8 protein-coding genes are annotated in these 24,083 nt (G+C 72.5%); 3 read left to right on the forward strand and 5 right to left on the reverse strand.

The annotated features are described in order from the left end of the window. Positions 1-9: 9 nt before the first annotated feature. A complete protein-coding gene (locus JYK18_RS48115; protein ID WP_206807427.1) occupies positions 10-1,161 on the forward strand; it encodes a sensor histidine kinase in 1,152 nt (383 codons plus the stop codon). Then, positions 1,158-1,805 carry a response regulator transcription factor gene (locus tag JYK18_RS33625; protein WP_206807428.1) on the forward strand — a complete coding sequence of 216 codons (648 nt, stop codon included), beginning with the start codon at positions 1,158-1,160 and terminating at the stop codon, positions 1,803-1,805. Before JYK18_RS48115 ends, JYK18_RS33625 begins: the two co-directional genes overlap by 4 nt. A gap of 83 nt (positions 1,806-1,888) precedes the next feature. On the opposite strand, the gene JYK18_RS33630 is transcribed toward JYK18_RS33625, so the two are convergent. From JYK18_RS33630 to JYK18_RS33650, 5 genes are read right to left on the reverse strand one after another with little or no spacing between them, the layout of a single operon-like run. After that, the gene (locus JYK18_RS33630; RefSeq protein WP_206807429.1) at positions 1,889-2,959 is read right to left on the reverse strand and encodes a GDSL-type esterase/lipase family protein; all 1,071 of its coding nucleotides are present in this window, start codon (positions 2,957-2,959) and stop codon (positions 1,889-1,891) included. Positions 2,960-2,977: 18 nt separating this feature from the next. Next, on the reverse strand, positions 2,978-4,252 hold the full coding sequence (locus JYK18_RS33635; RefSeq protein ID WP_206807430.1) for an MFS transporter: 1,275 nt from the start codon (positions 4,250-4,252) through the stop codon (positions 2,978-2,980). A 1-nt stretch (position 4,253) separates the two neighbouring features. Further along, the gene (locus JYK18_RS33640) at positions 4,254-11,690 is read right to left on the reverse strand and encodes a non-ribosomal peptide synthetase (protein ID WP_206807431.1); all 7,437 of its coding nucleotides are present in this window, start codon (positions 11,688-11,690) and stop codon (positions 4,254-4,256) included. Then, positions 11,687-14,152: an amino acid adenylation domain-containing protein gene (locus JYK18_RS33645; protein ID WP_206807432.1), complete on the reverse strand. Its 2,466-nt coding sequence runs from the start codon at positions 14,150-14,152 to the stop codon at positions 11,687-11,689. Before JYK18_RS33645 ends, JYK18_RS33640 begins: the two co-directional genes overlap by 4 nt. A 9-nt stretch (positions 14,153-14,161) precedes the next feature. Next, on the reverse strand, positions 14,162-14,860 hold the full coding sequence (locus JYK18_RS33650) for an aspartate/glutamate racemase family protein (protein ID WP_206807433.1): 699 nt from the start codon (positions 14,858-14,860) through the stop codon (positions 14,162-14,164). Positions 14,861-15,085: 225 nt separating this feature from the next. On the opposite strand from JYK18_RS33650, the gene JYK18_RS33655 reads away from it, so the two are divergent. Beyond that, positions 15,086-24,070, forward strand: coding sequence for a non-ribosomal peptide synthetase/type I polyketide synthase (locus JYK18_RS33655; RefSeq protein ID WP_206807434.1), 8,985 nt, complete (start codon positions 15,086-15,088; stop codon positions 24,068-24,070). The last annotated feature ends 13 nt before the right edge of the window (positions 24,071-24,083 follow it).

A 24,083-nucleotide genomic window follows, 5' to 3' on the forward strand; every position in this document is an offset into this window, starting at 1 on the left:
CTGTGCGCGGTGGAGGAACGGGTGAAGCGGTGGCTGGCCTGGTGGGATGGCCGTCCGGGTCTGCTGCTGCTCGACGTGCTGGTGGCCGCGGGAACGGTTTTTGTGGACCTGTCCGGGGGTGATCCGGCGGATCCGCATCCGGCGTTGTACGTGCCGGCGGTGTTCGCGGCGGGTCTGGCGTTGGTGTTCCGGCGGCGGTGGCCGTTCGTGGTGTTGCTGGTGGTGGCGGCGTTGTTGCCGGCGGGGACGGCGTTGATCCCGCTGACGGTGGCGTTGTACTCGGTGGCGGCGCGGCACGGGGTGACCCTGGTGACCGGGGCGGGTGTGGTGGTGTCGCTGGCGGTGCAGGTGGTGTTGCGCGGTTGGGAGGGGCTGGACGAGGTCCAGTCGGTGGTGCTGATGATGGTGGTGTTCGTCGTCGGCCCGGTGCTGGGCGGGTTCTGGATGCACCAGCGCGCGGAGTTGCTGGCGGTGTTGCGGGAGCGGGCGGAGGAGGCGGAGCGGACGCGGACGCTGCTGGCGGATCAGGCGGTGTTCGCCGAGCGGCGGCGGATCGCGCGGGAGATGCACGACGTGGTGGCGCACCGGGTGACGGCGGTGGCGTTGCAGGCGGGGGCGTTGTCGTTGCAGGCGCCGGACGAGCGGACGGGGCGGACGGCGGAGACGATCCGGTCGGTGAGCGCGGCGGCGCTGGACGAGTTGCGGGGGATCCTGCGGGTGCTGCGGGACGAGGTGCCGCACGACGGGGGCACGGCGGCGCCGTCGGACATCGGGGTGCTGGCGTCGGTGGGGGAGCTGGTCGAGGAGGTGGTGGCGACCGGGGCGCGGGTGGAGCTGGAGTTGCCGGATCCGCTGCCGGTGGTCTCCGGTGAGGTCGGGCGGGCGGTGTACCGGGTGGTGCAGGAGTCGCTGACGAACGCGGGCAAGCACGCGCCGCACGCGGCGGTGGCGGTCCGGTTGGCCACAGTGGACGGTAAGCTGCGGGTGGCCGTGGTGAACCGGCTCACCCCCCGGTCGGCGGGGGTGCCGGGGTCGGGCTACGGTCTGCTCGGCATGCGTGAGCGGGTGGAGCTGGCCGGTGGGGTGCTGGAGGCCGGGCCGGATCCGGCGGGCCGGTTCCGGGTGTGCGCGCGGTTCCCGGTGCCGGAGGAGGCGGGTTGACGATCAAGGTGCTGCTGCTCGAGGACGAGGAGCTGGTGCGGGGCGGGATCCGGATGATCCTGGAGTCGGACCCGGACATCGAGGTGGTCGCCGAGGACGGGGACGGGGTGCGGGCGGTGGAGCTGGCCGACCGGTTCCGGCCGGATGTGGTGCTGACCGACGTGCAGATGCCGAAGGTGGACGGGATCGAGGTGACCCGGTTGCTGGCGGGGCGTCCGTCGCCGCCGGCGGTGGTGATCCTGACGACGTTCGACATCGACGAGTACGTGTACGCGGCGTTGCGGCACGGGGCGGCGGGGTTCCTGTTGAAGGACACGCCGCCGCGGGAGCTGGTGACCGCGGTGCGGGTGGTGGGCCGGGGTGAGGCGATGTTGTCGCCGAAGATCACCAAGCGGTTGCTGTCGAGTTTCGCCACCGGTGAGGCGGGGGCGAAGGCGCGGGCGAAGCTGGCCGGGTTGACGCCGCGGGAGCACGAGGTGGCGGTGCGGATCGGTGAGGGGCTGAGCAACGGGGAGATCGCCGCGGCGCTGGTGGTCAGCGAGTCGACCGTGAAGGTCCACATCGGACACATCATGGCGAAGCTGGGCACGGCGAACCGGACGCAGGTGGCGATCCTGGTCCACGACGCGGGTCTGGCGCGCTGACGGACGGGGTCCGCGTGCAGTGAATGTGGCTTTCACTGCGGATTTGGCAGTGAAAGCCACATTCACAGCATCGGCGGCGGCCCTCAGGGGGACAGGGCGGCGTGGAGGTTGCCGTCGTTGCCCTTGAGGCAGGCGGCCGATGGCGCGTCGCCTTCGAGGAATTCGCCGAGGCAGCGGGCGAACTGGGCGTGCCCGGCGGCGTTGGGGTGGAAGGACTCCTGGATGGCGTGGTTGGCGCGGTCCACAGAGGACAGATCGGTCCACTGCACGGTGAGCCTGCTGAACCACTCCTGCCCGGCGTTGGCGCCGCCGCTGCACGCTTCGTGGCCGACTCCGGCGCGTGAGAGGTCGAGGAAGCGGGCGCCGGTCTGGGTGGCGGCGGTGCGCAGGCCCTCGGTCAGCGCGGTGATGCCGGGTCCGGCGACCCAGTCGAGGTCCTCGGTGCGGAACGGGCAGCCGTTGAGGTTGCGGAAGGTGTCGGGGATGCCGGGGCCGATGGGGGCGGCGTAGGACTGGAGCACCAGGTCGTAGTCGTCGGGGGTGTAGCCGCGGTCGGCGAGTGCTTTCCTGACGTCGTTCACGGCGCCGACGACGCGGGGCACCATCGCGTCGATCCGGGGCTGCCACTCGGTTTTGAGCCGTTCGCTGCACGGGGCGGCGCGGACGTTGAACCAGGACTGGAAGCACTCGGAGATGAGCTGGGAGAAGTGCGGTTCGTCGTTGGCGCCGACGGCGATGACCACGGCGGCGACGCGGTTGGTCCGGGTGAGTTCGCTGAGCCGCTGGGCCTGGCTGGGTTCGGTCCACTGCTTGGCGTCGCCGAGGCCGACCTGGGCCGAGGGGGCGCCGGAGCAGGCCAGGTTGACGCGGGTCTCGATGTGGGAGACCTGGGTTTTCTCCACCGTGGCGTTGGCGGAACGGTGGCACCAGTTCCCGTTGAGGCCGTTGGTTTCCGGGGTGTAGAGGCCGGCGCCTTCGCCGGAGAGCGTGCTGTCGCCGAGGCTGACCAGGGTGAGCGGGCCGATGCCGGGCGGGCCGGGTGGTTCCAGCGGCCTGCCGGGCTGGGACTCCGGACCGGCGAGGACGAAGATCGCCACCAGGGCCGTCACGAACGCCAGCGCACCCGCGCTCATCCACCACCGATACCGTCGCATCGGTGCCCAGTCTACGGATCAGACCTTGAGTGGCGGTGGGGTGACGGCGTCGGGCAGCTCACGTTCGGCGTGCCGGACGCGGGGGCGCAGCCAGGTCAGCGCGACCACGAGCAGCAGCGCGGGTCCGACCAGCAGGAACACCACGGCGATGCCGCCGCCCTGGCCGAGGTCGAGGCGCTGGGCGAGCGGGGTGCCGACGAGCTGGGCGACGGGTCCGGCCAGTCCGTAGGCGATGGGTTCGGCGGACCAGGCGACCATGCGGCGGATGGCGAAGACGCGGCCTTGTTTGTCCTGCGGGGTTTTGAGCTGCCAGAGGGTGGCGGAGGCGGCGTTGGTGACGGCGTAGCCGCCGAGGATGCCGAACATGCCGGCGGCGAGCACCCACACCGACTGCTCGAGGCCCATGGTGAACACGAGCACGGCGTGGCAGGTGGCGACGGTGAGGATGGCGCGGATGAGGCGGCGGGGGCCGCGGCTCATGCTGATCACCAGGCTGACCGCGGTCATGCCGGTCCAGCCGATGGCGTTGACCACGCCGAGGTCGCCGGGGGTGTGGGTGCTGAGCACCAGTGGCGGGACGAGCACGATGGCCATTTCCATGACCAGGTTGTTGGCGGCGAAGAAGAGCAGGAGGCCGAGCAGGCCGGGGCGTTCGCGGATGAAGCGCCAGCCTTCGAGCAGTTCGTCGCGGTGTGAGGGGGCTGGGCCGTCGGGGCGTGGGCGGGCGGGTTCGACCGGCAGCCAGCGGAAGGAGTAGAGCAGGGTGCCCAGTGCGGCGGCGAGGGTGAGCAGGTCGACCACGAGCAGGCCGCGCAGGCCGATCAGGGCGTAGAGGCCGCCGCCGAGCAGGGCGCCGAAGACCTGGCCCGCGGCTTCGATGAGGGAGACGCGGCCGTTGGCCTTGCCGAGGTCGTCCTTGGTGACCAGTTGCGGGACCAGTGCGGAGAAGGCGGGCCATTGGAAGGCCTTGAACACCGCGCCGATGCCGACGAGGACGTAGACGTGCCAGAGTTCGAGCGCGCCGGTGGTGTGCAGGAGCACGACCCCGGCGGGGGCGAGTGCGGCGCCGGTGTCGGAGAGCAGCATGACGCGGCGGCGGTCCCAGCGGTCGACGAGTGCGCCGGCGACGGGGAGGACGAGCAGGGCGGGCAGGGAGGCGGCGAGCACCAGGGTGGCGAAGTAGGTGGGGGAGCCGGTGTCGAGGAAGACCCAGACGCCGATGCCGAAGGTGGTCATCGCCGAGCCGATCAGGGAGACGCCTTGACCCGCCCAGATCAGGTTGAACACGCGCACGTCAGCGTCCTCCGGGTTCGGTCACCGCGCGGTGGAGGGTGGTCAGGAAGTGGGTCAGGCGCCGCTCGATGCCGTCGGGGGTGAACAGGGTGGTGTTGTGTTCGAGCCAGCCGGCGAGGCCGCCGGGGGTTTCGTAGCAGCGGAGGTGGAGTTCGTAGCGGCAGGTGCCGCGGTCGAGGGCGAGCGGGGTGGTGGTGAGGCCGGTGAGGTCGTCGGCGGGGCTGGGGAGGTTCTGCATGCCGAACATGACCTGGCAGCGGGGCTGGCCGAGGGCTTCGTAGGGGGTGTGCTGGTGTTCCCAGGCGTCGAGCACGGTGTCGCGGACGCGGGTGAGCAGGGTGCGGAAGGCAGGGCGGCCGGTGAGGTCGGCGGGGAGGGCCAGGAGGTTGGCGTAGGGGCCGGCGTTGTGCTCGGTGGCGGGATCGGGGCGGTTGCTGACCGGGACGGCGATGCGGAAGCGCTCCTGGCCGGTTTGCTCGTGGAGCCAGCGCTGGGTGGCGGCGAGCAGGACCATGAACTCGGTGGTGCCGGTGTCGGCGGCGAGTTCCCGGATGGCGGCGGTGGTGGCGGGTTCGAGGTCGAAGTAGCGGGTGGCGCCGTCCAGTGGGGTGGGGCTGGGATCGCGTGTGGCGTCGTCGGGCGCGGCTTCCACGGAGTCGCGGGTGGCGTCGGCGAGCGAGGTGGGGCTGGTGGGCGAGGTGGCGCCGGTGAGTGGGACGGGGCCGATGGCGTCGTCGGGTGAGGTTGGGCCGGTGGGCGCGGCGGCTTCCGCGGAGCCGCGGGGGTGGTCGGTGGGGAGGTCGAGCACGGCCGGAACGTGCGCGAGCCTCGCGGTCCAGTAGTCCACATCGGACTGGCTGGTGGGCGCGCCGCGGTACGGGGTGGCCGGGGGTAGCTGCGGGGGACGGTCGGTGAGCTGGGCGTTGTAGTACTCGGTGAGGTCGCGCTGCAAGATCGACAGCGTCCACCCGTCGGCGGCGATGTGGTGGGCGGTCAGCGCGAACAGGTGCCGGTCGGCGCCGCAGCGGATGAGGGTGGCGCGGATCGGGGGGCCGTTCTCCAGGTCGAATGGGGTGCGGAGTTCGGTTTCGGCCAGTGCGGTGGCTTCGGCTTCGTCACGGGCTTCGCGGCGGAGTACCCGGATGAGCACGTTGGGTTCGACGTGGGCGCGGTCGGTGAAGCGGGTCCGGAGGATTTCGTGCCGGGCGACGGTGGCGTCGACGGCGCGGACGAGCGCGGTTTCGTCGAGCGGCCCGTCGAACATCGCGGCGAATCCGACGTGGTAGGCGGCGGTGCCGGGGTGCTCGCGGCTGTGGTCGAGGATGGCGCGCTGGGTCAGCGTGAGTTCCCCGGCGGGCCCACTGGCACTGGCGGCCACCTCGATACCGGTCTGGTTGTCGAGCCACGCGGCGAGTCCGGTGACGGTCGGGGTGTCGAGCACGGTCCGCAACGGCAGCGAGACGCCGAACCTGCGACGGATGCGGGCCGCGAGCTGTGCGGCCAGCAGGGAATGACCGCCGCGGGCGAAGAAGTCGTCACCACCGCCCGCCCCGAGCAGTTCGTCGAACAGCGATGCGAGCACCGCTTCGGTCGGCGTCCGGGCCTCGTGGCTCGGTACGACCGGGGCGTCCAGGGCGGCGAGGGCTTTCTTGTCGACCTTGTTGTTCGCGGTGCGCGGGAGTGCGGCGAGCGCCTGGATCCAGGACGGGACCTGGTATTCGGGCAGCACCCCGCGCAACGCATCACGCAGGGCGTCACCGTCGAGCGTGGCCGGGGTGACGTAGGCAGCCAGGTGCACCGGATTTCCGGTGGCCACGACGGCGGCTTCCCCGACCCCGGGCAGCCCGCGCAGCACGTTCTCCACGCCCGCCGGTTCGACGCGGTTGCCGCGGATCTTGACCTGGTCGTCCAGCCGCCCCAGGAAGCGCAGCGAACCGTCGCCGTCCCAGCGGGCGAGGTCGCCGGTGCGGTAGGCCCGGGCGCCGGGCACCCCGGCGAACGGATCGGGCACGAACCGCTCGGCCGTCAGGTTCGGCCGGTGGTGGTAGCCCTGGGCGAGGCGGCTCCCGCCGATCCACACCTCCCCCGGAACCCCCAGTGGCGCGAGGTCCCCGTGCCGGTCGACGATCCACAGCCGGGCACCCGCGACGGGCAGCCCCAACGGCGCCGGTCCCTCGGTGCCCTCGACGATCGCGTGGGCCGTGGTGGTCATGGTGGCTTCGGTGGGCCCGTACTGGTTGACCACCAGCGGGCGCCCGCCGAAGACCTCGCGGGTGCGGGCGCGGTCGGCGAGGTCGAGCGCCTCACCGGCGGTGAGCACGAGCCGCAGGTGCTGCCCGTGCCCGGTTCCGGCGGCGGCGAGCAGGGCCCGCAGGAGCGTGGGCACGACGCTGAGCAGGCAGGTGACCTTTTCGCGGTCGATCAGGTCGAGGATGGCCTCGGGGTCGGCCGCGTGCTCGTGGTCGAGCAGGACCACGCGGGCGCCGGTGGTCAGCGGCCCGAACAGGTCGCGGATGGCGGCGTCGAACGGCAGCGACGCCAGCTGGAGCACGGTGTCGCCGGGGCCGAGGCCGAACCGGGTGCCGAGGTAGTCGGCGAGGTACTCGGCCGCCGCGGCGTGCGGGGTCCGCACGCCTTTGGGACGGCCGGTGGAGCCGGAGGTGTAGACGAGGTACGCCAGGTCGTCCGGGTCGATCTCGACCAGGGGTGGTTCGGCGTTGTCGGCGTAGATCAGCTCGTCGACGACCAGCGCGGCGCCGCTGTCTTCGACCAGATCCCGCCGCCGCGTTTCCGGGTGGTGCGGGTCGAGCGCGAGATACGCGCACCCGGCACGCCAGGTCCCGAGGATCGCGACGGCCTGGTCGGGCCCGCGTTCCAGCGACAGCGCGATCAGCTTCCCCCGCGCACCGACGGAGAGCAGGTGGTGCGCGAACCGGTTGGCGCGTTCGTCGAGCTGCCGGTAGGTCAGGCCGGGGACCGCCGGGGCGTCCGGTGTGCGTGCGGCCTGGGCGGTGAACAACTCCGGGAGCGTACGACGCGGCCCGGCCGGTACCTCCGGGGTGAGCGCGGCGCGTTCGGCGGCGGTGAGCACGGGAAGATCGGCCAGCGGGACGTCGGGGTCGGCGAGCGCGCCCCCGAGCACCGTGTGCAGGTGCCCGATGAGGCGTTCGATCCGCCCGGCCTCGAACAGCCCGGTGCGGTAGACGAGCCAGCCGCCGGTCGCGTCCTCTTCGAAGAGCAGGTTGAGGTCGGCCTTGGTGTGCTCGGGGTGGAACGGTTCGGGTTCGAGCACCACGTCGTCGGCGAAGTCGGTGGTGCTCGCCACGGACGGGTCGAGGGTGACGCTGTACCGGGTCAGTGCGGGACCGTCGAGGCCGAGTTCGCCGACGAGCCGGTCGAACGGCAGCGTGCGGTGTTCGTAGGCGGCGAGCACGGCGTCGCGGACGCGGTGCAGCAGTTCGCGGTAGGTGCCGGTGGTGTCGAGCCGCAGCACGACGGTGTTGAGCAGCAACCCGACGACGTCCTCGAGTTCGGGACGGGCGCGGTCGGTGACCGGCATGGTCAGCACGAGGTCGTCCTGGCCGGTGTACCGGCTGAGCAGCGCGGCGTATCCGGCGAGCAGGCCCATGAACGGCGTCGCGCCCTCCGCCGCGGCGAGCGCCGCGAGCGGGCCGGTGATCGCGGCGGGCACAGTGAAGTGGCGGGCGGCCCCGGCCGAGCCCGGCTCGCGTGGCCCGTCCGCGGGCAGGTCCGGTGCCGGGGGCAGGTCGGCCAGCCGCGTGCGCCAGTAGTCGAGGGCGGCGCTGTGGTCGAGTTCGTGCTGCCAGGCCGCGTAGTCGGCCGCGCCAAGGCGCCGCTCGGGCAGTGCGTGGCCGGCGTAGGCGGCCCGCAGGTCGTCGAGCAGCACCCCGATCGACGATCCGTCCACAATGGAGTGGTGGAAGACCAGGGCGAGCACGTGCTCGCTCGCGTCGACGGTGATGAGGGTGGCCCGGGCGAGCGGGCCGGTGGCCAGGTCGAAGCGGAACGCGGCCTCGGCCTTGAGGATCGCCTCGACCTCCTTCGGTGAGGACGCGGTGGTGGTGCGGACCGGGATCGGGGTGTCGGCCAGCGCGCGGATGGGGCGCCCGTCGGTGGCGGGGAACGCCGTGCGCAGGGCTTCGTGCACGGTGAGCGCGCGGATGGCGGTGGTGAGCGCATCGACGTCCAGCGGCCCGTGCAGCCGGCAGATCGCCGGGAGGTTGTAGGCCGGGTCGCCGGGGGAGAGCTGGTCGACGAACCACAGCCGCGCTTCGGCCGCGGACAACCGCGTGCGGTCGGCCGCCGGTTCGACCGCGGGCAGGGCGGGGCCGCTGACTTCGGCGAGGCGGTCGGCCAGGCGCCCGATGGTGGGGGTTTCGAACAGCAGCCGCAGCGGCACCGGTACGCCGAGGGTTTCGCGGATGCGGCCGATCATCTGCACCGCGAGCAGGGAATGCCCGCCCAGCGCGAAGAAGTCGTCCTCACGGCCGACGCGCTCGACCCCGAGCACCTCGCGCCAAATCTCGGCGAGCTGCCGTTCCACCGGGGTGGCCGGTTCCACATAGGACACCGCCACGGCGTGGCCGGTGGGTGCGGGCAGCTTGCCGCGGTCGACCTTGCCGCTGGAGGTCTGCGGCAGCCGGTCGAGCTGGGTGTAGGAGGCGGGGACCAGGTACGCGGGCAGCCTGGCCGCGAGCCAGTCCCGCAGCACCCGGGGTTCGACCGGGTGCCCGAGCAGGTAGGCGGCGAGCTGGTCGCCGTGCACCACGACCACGGCCTGGTCGACCGCGTCGTGTTCGGCCAGTACCGCCTCGACCTCGCCGAGTTCGATGCGGTGGCCCCGGAGCTTGACCTGGTGGTCGATGCGGCCGAGGCATTCGAGCTGGCCGTCCGGCAGCCACCGTGCGCGATCACCCGAGCGGTACAGCCGGGCGCCGCCGAAAGGATCGGGCACGAAGCTCTCGGCGGTCCGGTCGGGACGGCCCAGATAACCGCGGGCCAGTTGCGCCCCGCCGATGCACAGTTCACCCGGCACGCCGATGGGCTGCGGATTCAGGTTCTCGTCGAGCACGTAGCACGGGCTGTTGGCGATCGGGTGCCCGATGGGCACGGCGGACTCGCCGAGGTGGGTGTCGCCCGCGGTGACCAGCACCGTGGTTTCGGTGGGGCCGTAGGCGTTGAGCAGCTTCGCGTCGGTGGCGGTCAGGAACGCGTCACGCAGCTCGGGCGGCATCGGCTCCCCGGCGCTTTCCACCAGTTCCAGTGAAGCGAGCGAACCGCCTTCCGCGGCGACGAGCGCGGCGAGCATGGTCGGCACGAAGTGCGCGCGGGTCACCCCGTGCTCGGCGATCAGGCGCCGCAGGTAGGCCGGGTCGCGGTGCCCGCCGGGCTCGGCGACGATCAGCCGCGCGCCGGCGTGCAGCGCGGTGAACAGCTCGGTCACCGACACGTCGAAGGTGACCGTGGTCTTGAACAGCACCGCGTCCCGCGGCGCCGGGCCGTGGGTGTCGAGCTGCCAGCGGATCTGGTTGTGGGCGGCGCGATGGCTGATCATCACGCCCTTGGGCCTGCCGGTGGAGCCGGAGGTGTAGAAGACGTAGGCGAGGTCGTCGGGATCGGTGTGCACCTCGGGCGGACCGTCGGGCGCGTCGGGGACCTCGTCCATCACCACCGTGGCGCAGGTGGTGACACGCGGTGCGAGCACCGCGTCGGTGACCACCAGTGCCGCGCCCGCGTCTTCGAGCACGGCGGCGCTGCGCGCGTCGGGGTTGTCGGGGTCCAGTGGCAGGCAGGGCGCCCCGGCCCGCAGCACGCCCAGCAGCGCGACCACCAGCTCGGCGGAGCGTTCGAGCAGTACGCCGACCGGGCGGTCGGGCACCGCGCCGAGGCGGACCAGGTGGTGCGCCAGCCGGTTCGCGCGGCGGTCCAGCTCGGCGAAGGTGACCTGCTCGGCGCCGTCCACCAGCGCGATCGCCGCACCGTCCACACCGGACAGATCGCCGAGGTTGGGCGGGTGGCCGTAGTCGGCCGCCCAGCCCGGCCACCGCTGGGTGACCAGTTCGAGCTCCGCCGCGTCCATCAGCGGCAGTTCACCGATCGGCCGGGCCGGATCGGCCACGGCGGCCCGGGTCAGCGTGGTCAGGTGCCCGAGCAGCCGGCGCGCGGTCGCCTCGTCCCACCGGCCGCTGTCGTACTCCAGCTCCAGTTCCAGCCGCCCGTTGTCCTCGCCGGCCTCCAGCGTCAGCTCGAACTTGGCGGCCCCGGTCCCGGCGCGCGGCACGTAGGTCATCAGCACGTCACCCAGGCGCAGCGGTTCGCGGTCCACGGTGATCCAGTTGAGCAGCACCTGGAACACCGGGGTGGCGGCGAGATCGCGGTCCAGCGGCAGCTCGCCGACCACCGTCTCGAACGGCACGTCCTGGCGGGAGAACCCGTCCGAGGCGGTGGTCCGGACCTGGCCGAGCAACTCGGCGAAGGTGGTGCGGCCGTCCATGGTGGACCGCAGGGCGACGGTGTTGACGAACAGCCCGATCAGCGGTTCGACCTCGGGGGTGGTGCGCCCGGCCACCGAGGTGCCGACCACGATGTCGGACTGGCCGCTGTAGCGGTGCAGCAGGGTCTGGAAGCAGGCCAGCAACACCATGAACGAGGTGGCGCCGCTGCGCCGGGCCAGCGCGTGCAGCCCGGCGGTGAGTTCGGTGTCGAGATGCGTGCGGACCAGCCCGGCGCGCCCGTTGCCCGCCTGGGCGCGGTCGGCGGGCAGGTCCAGGCGCGCGGAAGCGTCGGCGAGCTGCCCGGTCCAGTACGCCAGCTGGTCGCGGTGGTCGCGTTCTCGTTGCCACGCGGCGAAATCCGCGTACTGGATGGCCAGTGGCGCGGGGTCGGGCAGGCCCGCGTACCCGTCGGCGAGTTCACGCAGGAGCACGTCGATCGACGACGCGTCGAAGGCGATGTGGTGCAGGGTGAGCACGAGGTGGTGGCAGGTGTCGGAGGCCCGCAGCAGCAGTGCCCGCCACACCGGCCCGCGCCGCAGGTCGAACGGGCGCGCGAACTCCGCCATCACCTGCGCGTCGAGGTCCTCGCCCTGGTCGGCGTGCCGCAGTTCCAGCGACCGGGTGCCGACGACCTGGTACTCCTCGGCACCACGCCGTTCGTAGACGGTGCGCAGGATCTCGTGCCGCCGCTCGACCCGGCGCAGCGCGCCTTCGAGCCGCCCGGCGTCGAGCGGGCCGTCCAGGCGGAAGGTGAACACCACGTGGTAGGTCGCCGCGCCGGGACGCAGTTCTTCCAGGAAGAGCATGCGTTCCTGCGCCGGCGACGCCCGCCGCGGCCCCTCACCACGCTGGATCCGGCGAACGGACTTGGCCCGCGCGAGCCGCTTCTCCAGCAGGGCCTGGAGCCGGGCGTCTGTGCTCATGCGTCGAGTTCTTCGAGCAGCACGGCCTCCACGACCGCGGCGAACTCGCCGAGCGTCTGGTTGTCCAGCACGGCCATCATCGGCACGTCCACCTCCAGCACCGCCTTGACCCTGGCCATCAGCTGGGTGATCAGCAGGGAATGCCCGCCGAGGTCGAAAAAGTTGTCCACCACCCCGACCCGCTCCACCCCGAGCACGTCGATCCACAGCTCCGCGAGCGCCTTCTCCACCGGCGTGCCGGGCTCGACGTAGGGCACCGGCTCCTTCGGCGCGGGCAGCGCGCGGCGGTCGAGCTTGCCGTTCGGGGTCACCGGCAGCTCGTCCAGCACGACGACCTGCGAGGGCACCATGTACGCGGGCAGCCGCCGCGCGAGCTGGTCGCGCACCTCGGCCGGGTCCGGGTCGTCGCCGGGCGTGCGGACCACGTACCCGACCAGCTGCGCGCCCTGCACCAGCGCCACCGCCGAGGCGACGCCGGGCGCCGCGGTCAGCGCGGCCTCCACCTCGCCCAGCTCGATCCGGAACCCGCGCAGCTTGACCTGGTCGTCCTGCCTGCCCAGGAACTCGATGGTGCCGTCGGGCCAGTACTTCGCGCGGTCCCCGGTGCGGTACAGCCGCGCGCCGAGCCGGTCGCTGAACGGGTCCGGGATGAACTTCTCGGCGGTCTTCTCCGGATCACCGTGGTAGCCGAGGGCCAGGCAGTCCCCGCCGATGAACAGGTCACCGGGCGCGCCGACCACCGCGGGCCGCAGCGCACCGTCGAGCACGTAGTAGCGCGCGTTGTCGATCGGCCTGCCGTAGGGAATGCTGGCCCAGCCCGGATCCACGCGCTCGACCGGGAAGGAGTTCGACCAGATCGCCGCCTCGGTCGCCCCGCCCAGCGCGATCACCCGCGCCCCGCCGAACGCCGCGCGCACCGAATCCGGCAGCGTCACCGGAACCCAGTCACCGCTGAGGAACACCAGCCGCAGCGAATGCTCCGCGCGCGGCCCGCGCAGCGTGAAGAACGGCTCCAGCTGTTGCAGTGCCGCCGGCGCCGAGTCCCAGAAGGTGATCGGCTCCTCGGCCAGGATGGACAGCAGCCGGCGCGGGTCGCGGATCTCCTCGTCGGTGGCCACCCGGACGCTCCCGCCCGCGGCCAGCACGCCGAACACGTCGTAGACCGACAGGTCGAACCCCAGCGAGGTGATGAACAGGACCCGGTCGGCCGGGCCCATGCCGTGGGTGGTGTTGACCCATTCGATCAGGTTCACCACTGGCGCGTGGGAAAGCAGCACGCCCTTCGGGGTGCCGGTAGAACCGGAGGTGAAGATGACGTAGGCCAGGTCGTCCGGCTGCGCCCGCCGCGGCTCACCGGCGGAGTCCGCCAGCGCCCAGCCCTCGCTGCCGTCCGGTTCACCGAGCCACAGGATCTCCCGCTCGCCGAGTTCGCGGGCGGCGGCCACCTGGTCGCGGTCGGTGATCAACACCGGCGCGTTCAGCGTGGCCAGCAGTTCCCGCGCGCGTTCGGTGGGCAGCGACGGCTCGATCGGCGCGTAGGCGGCCCCGGCCTTGAGCACCCCGAGCAACGCGACGACGGTGTGCACGGACCGGCGCAACCGCAGCGCCACGAAGTCACCCGGGCCGACCCCGGCCGCGGCGAGGCGGCGGGCCAGCTTCCCGGCCGCGGTGTCGAGTTCGGCGTAGGTCAGCCGCTCGGCGCCCTGGAGCACGGCGAGCGCGTCCGGGGTGCGGGCGGCCTGGCGCTCCACCAGTTCGTGGATGCACGCGGGGGTTCGCGCCACCGCGGTGTCGTTCCACTCGTGGGTGATCCGGTGCTGTTCGGCGGGGGAGAGCACGCTGAACTCGTGCAGCGGGGTGGCGCCGGTGCGGGCGACCATCTCGGTCAGCACCGCGTCGAGGTCGTCGAGCAGGCGGCGCGCGTCGGCCTCGCCGATCCGGCCCGCCGCGTACGCCAGCCGCAGCCGGACGTTCGGCTCGTCGAGGTCCAGGCGCAGTTCGAGGGCGTGCTCGGTGCCGGTGCCGTGGTCCCAGCGGACCACCTTGTCGAACAAGGCGGTGCCCTCGGCCAGCCCGGCGATTTCGGCGAGTTCGGCTTCGGTCGGCGCCGGCTCGGCGAGCCCGGCTTCGAGCTGGGCGCGCAGGCTCGCGAAGAACGCGGTCAGCGGCAGGTCGTGCCGCAGGCGCACGCGCAGCGGCGTCGGCCGGTCCACCCCGGCCGGGCGCACCCCGAACACCACGTCGTCGGTGCCCGCGTGCGCGGCCAGCACCAAGGTCCACGCCGCCACCACCACGTGCTCGGGCGGCACCCCCGCGGGCGCGCCCGCCTGCTTGAGCCCGGCCAGCGACGCGGACTCGCGCTCGGCCACGGCGTCAGCGTGCGCGTCGGTACCCCGTTCCCCGCCGAGCCGCGTCGGCTCGGCGAAGCCGGTCAGCCGATCGGTCCAGAATTCCCGGTTCACCAGGGCCTCCTAAGCCTCGAGCAGTTTCGGAAGGTCGTTCGCGATGGAGCGCAGGGGGTCGACCACCAGCGGGCCGCCACCGCGGGCCTGCCACCAGCGGGTCAGCAGGTGCACCTCGGTGCAGCCGGCGATCACGCCCCGGCAGCCGTACTGCACCACCAGCTCCTCGACCGCCCCGGCCAGCGCGGTGCTCACCGGTTCGCGCTTGAGCCGGTAGAGCAGCCGGTGGATCTCGTCCTGGGTGCCCGCCGGTGGCAGCAGCACCCGGTGCGCCACCGCGGGCCAGCGCGGGTTCGACTCGAACACCTTCGCCGCGCGCGTACCGCTGGTGGCCAGCATCAGGAACGGGCCGTCGCCGCCGACCTCCAGGTCGTCGAGCACCACCTCGACCAGTGAGATCAACCGGTCCCGCAGCTCGGGGCCGAGCCAGCGGGTGAAGTGGTGCGCGGTGACGCAGGTGAGCACGATCCGGGTGGCGCCCTGATCGGCCAGGCTCTGCAACCGGTGCCGCAGGCGCGCGGTGAACTCCTGGTCGCGGCCGGCGAGAATGGCTTCGGTGCGGTCGGGGAACGCCGGGTCGGAGTCGAGCAGGCAGTGCGGCAGTTCCTGCTCGGCCGAGGGCCCGTGCCGTTCGTCCGCGGTCTCGTAGACGGTGCGGAGGAACTCGGCCGAGGCGTAGGGCCCCATGCCGCCGAGAATGCCGAGCATCTTTTCCCTCCTCGAGCCAGCTGGACACCGCCGACGAGTGTCGCGCCTCGTCACGGCTTTTCGGTGCGGCCGGGGCAGGGTTTAGAAATCCCCTTAGAGCGTGCCGCGTGGCCCTGGCCACCTCCGGCGGGCACGGCTATGCATGAACCTCGCGGATCCTATTGAGCGCTGGGGGCGGCGTTGCTGGCTTCGCACACCCGATCCGTGAGCAGAAGGGGCTTCCCCGTGCAGCCAACCGTCCTGCAGTCGTGGCTCGTGCGCCAGATCGCGTCCCGGACCGGGCTGGACCCCGACGCCGTCGACCGCGACGCACCGCTGACCGGGTACGGACTGTCCTCTCGCGACGCCGTGCTCCTGATCGGCGAACTCGGCGAACTGCTCAAAATGGACCTTTCCGCCACGCTTTTCTGGGACCACCCCACGATCAACGCGCTCACCGCCCACCTCACCGGGCAGGAAACCCCGGCCGCGCCCCGCGAACGCGCCGCGGCCGCGCCGGACGAACCGATCGCGGTGATCGGGCTCGGCTGCCGGTTTCCCGGCGCCGCCTCACCGGCGGAGTTCTGGGACCTGCTCGACCGCGGCGGCGACGGCATCGCCGACCCGGCACGGCGCACCGCCGACCTCGGCCGCACCCACGGCCTGCTGCGCGACGTGCACGGCTTCGACGCCGGCTTCTTCAGCATCTCCGGCCGCGAGGTGTCCTCTGTGGACCCGCAGCAGCGGCTGCTGCTCGAACTCGCCTGGGAAGCGCTCGAACACGCCGGGATCGCCCCGACCTCGCTGGCCGGCACCCGCACCGGCGTGTTCGTCGGGATCAGCACCAGCGACCACGCCCGCGGTGCCGAGCTCACCGCGCACAGCGGAACCGGGCAGGCGCTGAGCATCGCGGCCAACCGGCTGTCCTACTTCCTCGACCTCAAGGGCCCGAGCCTGGCGGTGGACACCGCGTGCTCGTCCTCGCTGGTCGCGGTCCACCTGGCCTGCCGCAGCCTGCGCGCGGGCGAAGCCGAGACGGCGCTGGCCGGCGGGGTGAACCTGCTGCTGTCCCCGGAGCTGACCGAGGTCTTCGGTCAGGCGGGCATGCTCGCCGAAGACGGCCGGTGCAAAACCTTCGACGCCGCCGCCGACGGGTACGTCCGCGCCGAGGGCGGCGGCGTGGTGGTGCTGAAAACCCTCTCCGCCGCCCAGCGCGACGGCGACCGCGTGCTCGCCGTGCTGCGCGGCTCGGCGGTCAACCAGGACGGCCGCAGCAACGGCCTGACCGCGCCCAGCGGAGCCGCGCAGCAGGCGGTCATCCGCGAGGCGCTGGCCGACGCCGGGCTCACCCCCGCCGACATCGACTACGTGGAAGCCCACGGCACCGGCACCCCGCTGGGCGACCCCATCGAAACCCGCGCGCTGACCGCGGTGCTCACCGAGCCCTTCCTGCTCGGCTCGGTCAAGACCAACATCGGCCACACCGAGGCCGCCGCGGGCATCGCGGGCCTGATCAAGGTGGTGCTGATGCTGCGGCACCGCCGCGTCCCCGCCCACCTGCACCTGCGCGAACGCAACCGGGAGATCGCGGCGGGCCCGTTCGAGATCCCCGAGTCCACTCGCGACTGGACACCCCGGACCGGGCCGCTGACCGCGGGCGTCAGCTCGTTCGGCTTCGGCGGCACCAACGCCCACGTCATCGTCGCCGAACCCACCGGCACCCCGGCGGCGCCCAGCGGCAGCGAACTGCGACCCCGGCACGTCGCCACCCTCAGCGCCCGCACCGAAACCGCGTTGCGCGCGCTCGCGGCCGACTACGCCGAACTCGACAATCCCCACGTCCGCGACCTCTGCTTCACCACCAACACCGGCCGCGCCCACCTGCGCCACCGCGCCGCCTTCACTGCCTCCACCACCGAAGAACTCCGCGACCGCCTGACCGCCATCGCCACCGGGCAACCCGGCACAACCGTCCACATCGGACAGAAACCCCCGGCCGGGCCCGGCGGCCTCGCCTTCCTGTTCAGCGGCCAGGGCGCCCAGTACGCGGGCATGGCCCGCCAGCTCTACGCCACCAGCGCCCGGTTCCGCGGCCTGCTCGGCGAATGCGGTGAACTGTTCGGCGAACACGTCGGCACCGCGCTGCCCACCCTGCTGTTCTCCGGTGACCGCCTCGACGAGACCCGCTACACCCAGCCCGCGTTGTTCTGCCTCGAATACGCACTGGCCCGGCTCTGGGAAAGCTGGGGCGCGCGACCGGACTACCTGCTCGGGCACAGCGTCGGCCAGTTCGCCGCCGCCTGCGTGGCCGGGGTGTTCGACCTCGCCGACGGGCTGCGCCTGGTCACCGAACGCGGCCGCCTCGTCCAGGAACTCGCCGAACCCGGTGCCATGCTCGCGGTCTTCGCCGACGAGACCACCGTGCGGGCCGCGCTCACCCCCGGCCTGGCCATCGCCGCGGTCAACGGCGAGGAGAACCTCACCGTCTCCGGCGAACCCGCCGAAATCGCCGCGCTCGAGACCGCACTGGCCGCCCGCGGCATCCGGACCAAGGCGATGCGCGGCACCCGCGCCTTCCACTCCCCGATGATGGCCCCCGCCCGCGACGCCTTCGCCGAAATCGCCGCCTCCATCACCTACCGCGAACCCCGCATCCCGCTGATCAGCGACCTCGACGGCCGCCCGTGCACCCCCGACGCCGCCTACTGGACCCGGCACCTCACCGACACCGTCCGCTTCGCCGACGGCATCCGCGCCCTCGGTGAACTCGGCTGCGCCCACTTCGTCGAAACCGGCCCGCAGCAGGTGCTCATCGGCGCCGGGCGCCGCATCCTGCCCGGCCGCGTCTGGGTGCCGTCCCTGCGCGAGGGCGTCGACGACTGGGACGTGCTCACCGGCGGCGCCGCCCGCCTGTTCGCCCACGGCCGCGACCTCGACTGGGCGGCCTACCACCACGGCCACCGCGCCACTCGCGCCGACCTGCCCACCTACCCGTTCGAACGCCAGCCCCACCGGCCAGCCGAGGAGACGCCCGTGACCCCGTCCACGCCCCGCGGTGAGGACCCCGTGCTGCCGGTGCTGGCCCAGGTGCTGGCCACGCTGCTGGAGACCGGCGGCCCGATCGATCCCGACCTGTCCTTCCTGGAACTGGGCGCGGACTCGATGACCCTGTTCCAGACCCTGCAATCGGTGCAGCGCACCTTCGGCGTCGCGGTGCCGATCAACCGGCTGTTCGAGGAACTCAACACCCTCAACCGCCTCGCCGACCACATCCGCGCCCACGCCCCCGCCGACACCCTCGCCCCCGAACCCGTGGCGCCCGCTCCCGTCACGTCGCCGGTGCCGGAAGCCGGAACCGAGGTCGGCCGCTTCCTCGAAGTCCACGAAAAGGTCATGGCGCAGGCCTACGAACTGATGCGCGGCGGCCCCCAAACGCCCGCGCCGGCCGTGGCCCGCAAGGAAGTGCGCGCGGTCGCGCCCAAGGACACCTTCGTCGCCTTCGCCCCGAAAACCGCGCAGAAAACCGCCGGGCACCTCACCGACGCCCAGCGCGCCCTCGCCGAGGACGTGGTCACCCGCTTCTGCGAACGCACCAAGGGATCCAAGGCACAGGCCGCCCGCGAACGCGCCTACCACGCCGACGTCCGCCACGCCCCGCAGCCGTACCTGACCCTGCGCGAATCCCGCTACCCGCTGGTGGTCACGAAATCCAGCGGCTCCCACGTGTGGGACATCGACGGCAACGAGTACATCGACCTCACCATGGGCTTCGGCGTGAACTTCTTCGGCCACGGCGAGCAGTTCATCACCGACGCCATCACCGCCCGCCTGGCCGAGGGCATGCAGCTCGGCCCGCACTCCGACCTCGCCGACGACGTCTCCCGCCTGATCACCGAGATGACCGGCAAGCAGCGCGTGGTCTTCTGCAACACCGGCTCCGAAGCGGTGATGGTGGCCGTCCGCCTGGCCAGGGCGATCACCGGCCGCGACAAGATCGCCTTGTTCGCCGGCGCCTACCACGGTTCCGCCGACCCGATCCTGGCCCGCCAGGACCCCTCCGGCGAATCCGTGCCGCTGGCCCCCGGGGTGCCCGAGGACGTCTCCCGCAACGCGCTCGTGCTCACCTACGGCGACGACGCCTCGCTGGAGGTGCTGCGCGCCCACGCCGGGGAACTCGCCGCCGTGCTCGTCGAACCCGTGCAGAGCCGCCGCCCCGACCAGCAGCCCGTCGAGTTCCTCCGCCAGGTACGGGCCCTGACCAGGGAAACCGGTGTCCCGCTGATCCTCGACGAGGTGATCACCGGCTTCCGCATGCACCCCGGCGGCGTCCAGGGCCTGTGGGACATCCAGGCCGACCTGACCACCTACGGCAAGGTCGTCGGCGGCGGACTGCCGATCGGCGTGGTCGCCGGCGACGCGAAGTACCTCGACGCCATCGACGGCGGCGCCTGGCCCTTCGGCGACGCGCCCTACCCGCAGTCGGTGCGCACCTTCTTCTCCGGCACCTTCTGCAAGCACCCGCTCGCACTGGCCGCGGGCCGCGCCGTGCTGGAGGAGATGCGCCGCCGCGGCCCCGGCCTGCAGGAGGACCTCAGCAACCGGGTCGCCGCGCTCGCCGCCCGCCTGGACACCATGTTCACCGAAGCCGGCGTGCCGATCCGCGTCGCGCAGTTCGGCTCGCTGTTCCGCCTGCGCTTCCTGAACGAAGCGCCGTCCTCGGAACTGGTCGAGCTCTTCCACACCATGCTCGTCGCCCAGGGCCTCTACATCTGGGAAGGCCGCAACTGCTTCCTGTCCACCGCGCACACCGACGCCGACATCGAGCGCATCGTGGTGGCCATCGCCAGCACGGTCAACCAGCTCACCGCCGCCGGGTTCTTCCCCGGCGCCCGCCCCGCACTGGGCACCGGCGACCCCGACGAGGGCTACCCGCTCAGCGAGGTCCAGCGCGAGATGTGGTTCTTCGACCAGGTCAGCGCCGACCACTCCCGGTCCTACAACGAAAGCGCCGTGCTCGACCTGCGCGGTGAACTCGACGTGCCCGCGCTGCGCGCCGCCGTCGGCGACACCATCGCCCGCCACGACAGCCTGCACACCGTGTTCGCCAAGGACGGCTCGAAGCAGCAGGTCCTGCCCCGCCTGGCGATCGAGGTGCCGCTGGTCGAACTGACCGCCGACGCCGTGCGGCCCTGGTTCGACGCCCGCGCCGACGAGGTGTTCGACCTGGCCACCGGCCCGCTGGTCAAGGCCGCCATCCTCCGCCTCGCCCCGGACCACCACCAGCTCTACCTCGGCGTGCACCACGCCGTGGCCGACGGCTGGTCGTTCGTGGTGCTCTTCGAGGAGATCGCGCACCTCTACCCCCGCGACGCCACACCGCTGCCACCCGCCCCGCGCTACCGCGAGTTCGTGCACCGCCAGGCCGCCAAACCCGGCGACGCCGCGTACTGGGCCGAGCAGTTCCCCACCGGGCTGCCCGCGCTGAAACTGCCCACCGACCGCGCCCGGGACGCACAGCGCATATCTCTACAGGGCGGCCGGGTGGAAACCCGGTTCACCGCCGACCGCGTCACCGCGCTGAGCCGCGAACTCGGCGTCACCCCGTTCACCGTGCTCTTCGCCGCCTACGCCCAGCTGATGCACCAGCTCTCCGGCCAGGACGACCTGGTCATCGGCGTGCCGCAGGCCCAGCGCGACCACCCCGGCGCCGACCGGCTCGTCGGCAACTGCAGCACGTTGCTGCCGATCCGCAGCCGGTTCGACCGCACCCTGAGCGTGCGCGAGTACGTCACGCGGATCCAGCGCACCCTGGTCGAGGCCTACGCCCACCCCGCCTTCTCCACCTCCGCGCTCGGTGCCCGGCTCAACCTGGACCCGCGCGCCCAGGCCGTCGGCACCATCTTCAACGTCGACCGCGCCCCGGCCGTGCCGCGGCTGGCCGGGCTCACCACCGACCTTCAGCGCACCACCCGCCGCTACACCAAGATCGATCTCGAGGTCGACGTGCTCTTCGCCGGTGACCAGCTCACCGTCACCTTCGAGTACAACGCCGAACTGTTCGACCACACCACCGTCCGCCGCCACGCCCGCACCTACGAGGAACTGCTCACCACCTTCCTCGACCGCCCCGACGCCCGCTTCGACCAGCTCGACCCGAACCCGTGGAACGACACCGCCCACGACCTGCGGCCCGGCACGCTGCCCGAACTGTTCGAAGCCCAGGCCGCCCGCACCCCCGAGGCCGTCGCACTGGTGCACGACGGCGAATCCCTGACCTACGCCGAACTCGACGCCCGTGCCGACCGGCTCGCCGGCCACCTCGCCTCGCTCGGTGCCGGGCCGGAGCGGATCGTCGTGCTCGCCCTGCCCCGGTCGACCGACCTCGTGGTCTCCGTGCTGGCCGTGCTCAAGGCCGGGGCCGCCTACCTCCCGCTCGACCTCGACCAGCCACCGGCCCGCCTGGCCCAGCTGCTCGGCGACTCGGGCGCGGACATCGTGCTCGCTACCGGCGAAACCGCCGGGCTGCTGCCCGCAGTGGACGGTCTCGTCCGGCTCGACGACGTCGAGTTCGCCGAGGCCGAACTCCGCCGGGCCGAGCCGGCCAACGCCGCCTACGTGCTCTACACCTCGGGCTCGACCGGCCGCCCGAAAGGCGTGGTGGTCACCCACGAAGCCGTGTCGAACACCCTGCAGTGGTGGCAGCACGAAGCCGGGTTCGGCCTCGGCGACCGGGTCCTGCTCAAGACCCCGATGACCTTCGACCCATCCATCCTGGAGTTCTTCTGCCCGCTGTTCACCGGCGCCACGCTCGTCGTCGCCGAGCACAACGGCCACCAGGACCCCGCCTACCTGGTGTCGCTGATCCGCGAGACCGAGGTGACCTGCGTGCAGTTCGTGCCCACCACCCTGCGCGAGTTCCTCGCCGAACCGGACGCGGGGGAGTGCACCAGCCTGGAAACCGTGATGTGCGCGGGCGAGGCGCTGCCCACCGCGCTGGCCGAGCAGTGCCTCGATCTGCTCGACGCCGAGCTGTACAACCTCTACGGCCCCACCGAGGCCTCGATCGACCTGACCTTCTGGAAGGCCCGGCGCGGCATCGAGGCGGTGACCGTTCCGATCGGACGTCCGCTGTGGAACTTCCGGGTGCACGTGCTCGACGTCGACCTGCGCCCGGTGCCGCCGGGTGAGGCCGGGGAGCTCTACGTCGCCGGGATCGGCCTGGCCCGTGGTTACCTCGGCAGGCCCGAGGTGACCGCCACCGCGTTCGTGCCCAACCCGTTCGAGGACGGCGGCGCCCGGATGTACCGCACCGGCGACCTGGTGCGCTGGTCCGAGCACGGGGAACTGGAGTTCCTCGGCCGCGCCGACACCCAGGTCAAACTGCGCGGCGTCCGCATCGAACTGGGGGAGATCGAACAGGCCCTGCGCGCGCTGCCCCCGGTCGCCGACGCCTGTGTGCTGGTCCGCGACGAGCAACTGGTCGCCTACCTGGCCGGGGACATCGACGACCCGCTCGACCTCGTCCGCTCGTTGCGGGACGTGCTGCCCACCTCGATGATCCCGGCCCACGCGCTGGCGCTGGCCAGCCTGCCGACGCTGACCAGCGGCAAGGTCGACCGGCGCGCGCTGGCCGAGCTGCCGTTGCCCGAGCCGGAGACCACCGCCGCGGAACCCCGCACCGCTGCCGAAGAACGTCTGCTGGCGATCTGGACCGACGTGCTCGGCACTCCGACCGGCGTCCACGACGACTTCTTCACCCACGGCGGCACCTCCCTCTCCGCGATGCGGCTGCTCACCCGCGTCCGTGAGGAACTCGGCCACGAACTGACCGTGCGCGAGCTGTTCGCCGCTCCGACCGTCGCCGGACTGGCCGCCCGCTTCGCCGGGCACGCCGACACCCGTCCGCCCCTGCTCCCGGTCCCGCGCGACGAACCGATCCCGCTGTCGTTCGCGCAGGCCCGGCTGTGGTTCCTCTACCGGCTCGGCGGCCCCAGCCCGATGTACAACATCCCGATGTCCTTCCGCCTCGACGGCGACCTGGACACCGGCGCGCTGCGGGCGGCCTTCGGCGACGTGGTCGCCCGGCACGAGAGCCTGCGCACCACCGTCACCGAGATCGACGGCGTCGCCGTGCAGCACGTGATCCCCGCCGACGAGGCCACCGTCGACTTCGCCGAAGGCACCCCGGACGAGGCCGCCGAGCATGCTTTCGACCTGGTCAACGAACTGCCGCTGCGGGTACGCCTGCAGCCGGTCGGGCCGGCCGAGCACGTGCTGACCGTGGTGCTGCACCACATCGCCGGGGACGCGTGGTCGTTCGGGCAGCTCGCCCGCGACCTCGCCGCCGCCTACGAAGCCCGCCTCGGCGGCGCGGCGCCGGAGTGGACCCCGCTGCCGGTGCAGTACGCGGACTACACGATGTGGCAGGCCGAACTGCTCGGCGACGAGAAGGACCCCGACTCGCTGATCGCCCGGCAGCTGAAGTTCTGGAAGTCCGCGCTGGCCGGGCTGCCCGACGAGCTGAACCTGCCCTACGACCGGCCGCGCCCGGCCAAGCCCACCCAGCGCGGCGCCAGCCTGGAGTTCGAGCTGGGTGCCTCGCACCACTCGCGGCTGCTCGGCCTCGCTCGTGAGTCCGGTGCCAGTTTCTTCATGATCGCGCAGGCCGGACTGTCCACAGTGCTCACCAACCTCGGGGCGGGGACCGACATCCCGCTCGGCACCCCGGTCGCCGGGCGCGCCGACACCGCGCTGGACGAACTGATCGGGTTCTTCGCCAACACCGTGGTGCTGCGCACCGACACCGCGGGCAATCCGGCCTTCCGCGAGCTGGTGGCTCGCGTGCGCGAGGCCAACCTGCCCGGGTACGCCCACCAGGACGTGCCGTTCGAGCACCTGGTCCGGGTGCTCAACCCGCCGCGCTCGCGGTCGAGGCACCCGCTGTTCCAGATCATGCTGGTCTCGGAGAACACCGAACAGGTCGACGTCGGCCTGCCCGGCCTGCGGATGCGCGAGGAGCCGGTCGGCTCCACCACCGCGAAGTTCGATCTGGTGCTGAGTCTGCGCGAGCACTTCGCCGACGACGGCGGTGCCGCCGGGGTGCGCGGGTCGCTGGAGTACAGCACCGACCTGTTCGCCGAACCGACCGCGCGCGGCCTCGCCGACGGGTTCGTGCGCCTGCTGGAGACCGTGGCCGCCGACCCCGGCGTGCGCTGTGCCGAAATCCGATAGAAGGGCAGGGAAG

It is taken from the genome of Amycolatopsis sp. 195334CR (assembly GCF_017309385.1).
Lineage (GTDB): Bacteria > Actinomycetota > Actinomycetes > Mycobacteriales > Pseudonocardiaceae > Amycolatopsis.

Excerpts from the sequence above, each read along its gene's own strand:
- JYK18_RS33630 (WP_206807429.1), bottom strand. The coding sequence starts at position 2,959 with ATGCGACGGTATCGGTGGTGGATGAGCGCGGGTGCGCTGGCGTTCGTG.
- JYK18_RS33640 (WP_206807431.1), bottom strand. The coding sequence starts at position 11,690 with ATGAGCACAGACGCCCGGCTCCAGGCCCTGCTGGAGAAGCGGCTCGCG.
- JYK18_RS33650 (WP_206807433.1), bottom strand. The coding sequence starts at position 14,860 with ATGCTCGGCATTCTCGGCGGCATGGGGCCCTACGCCTCGGCCGAGTTC.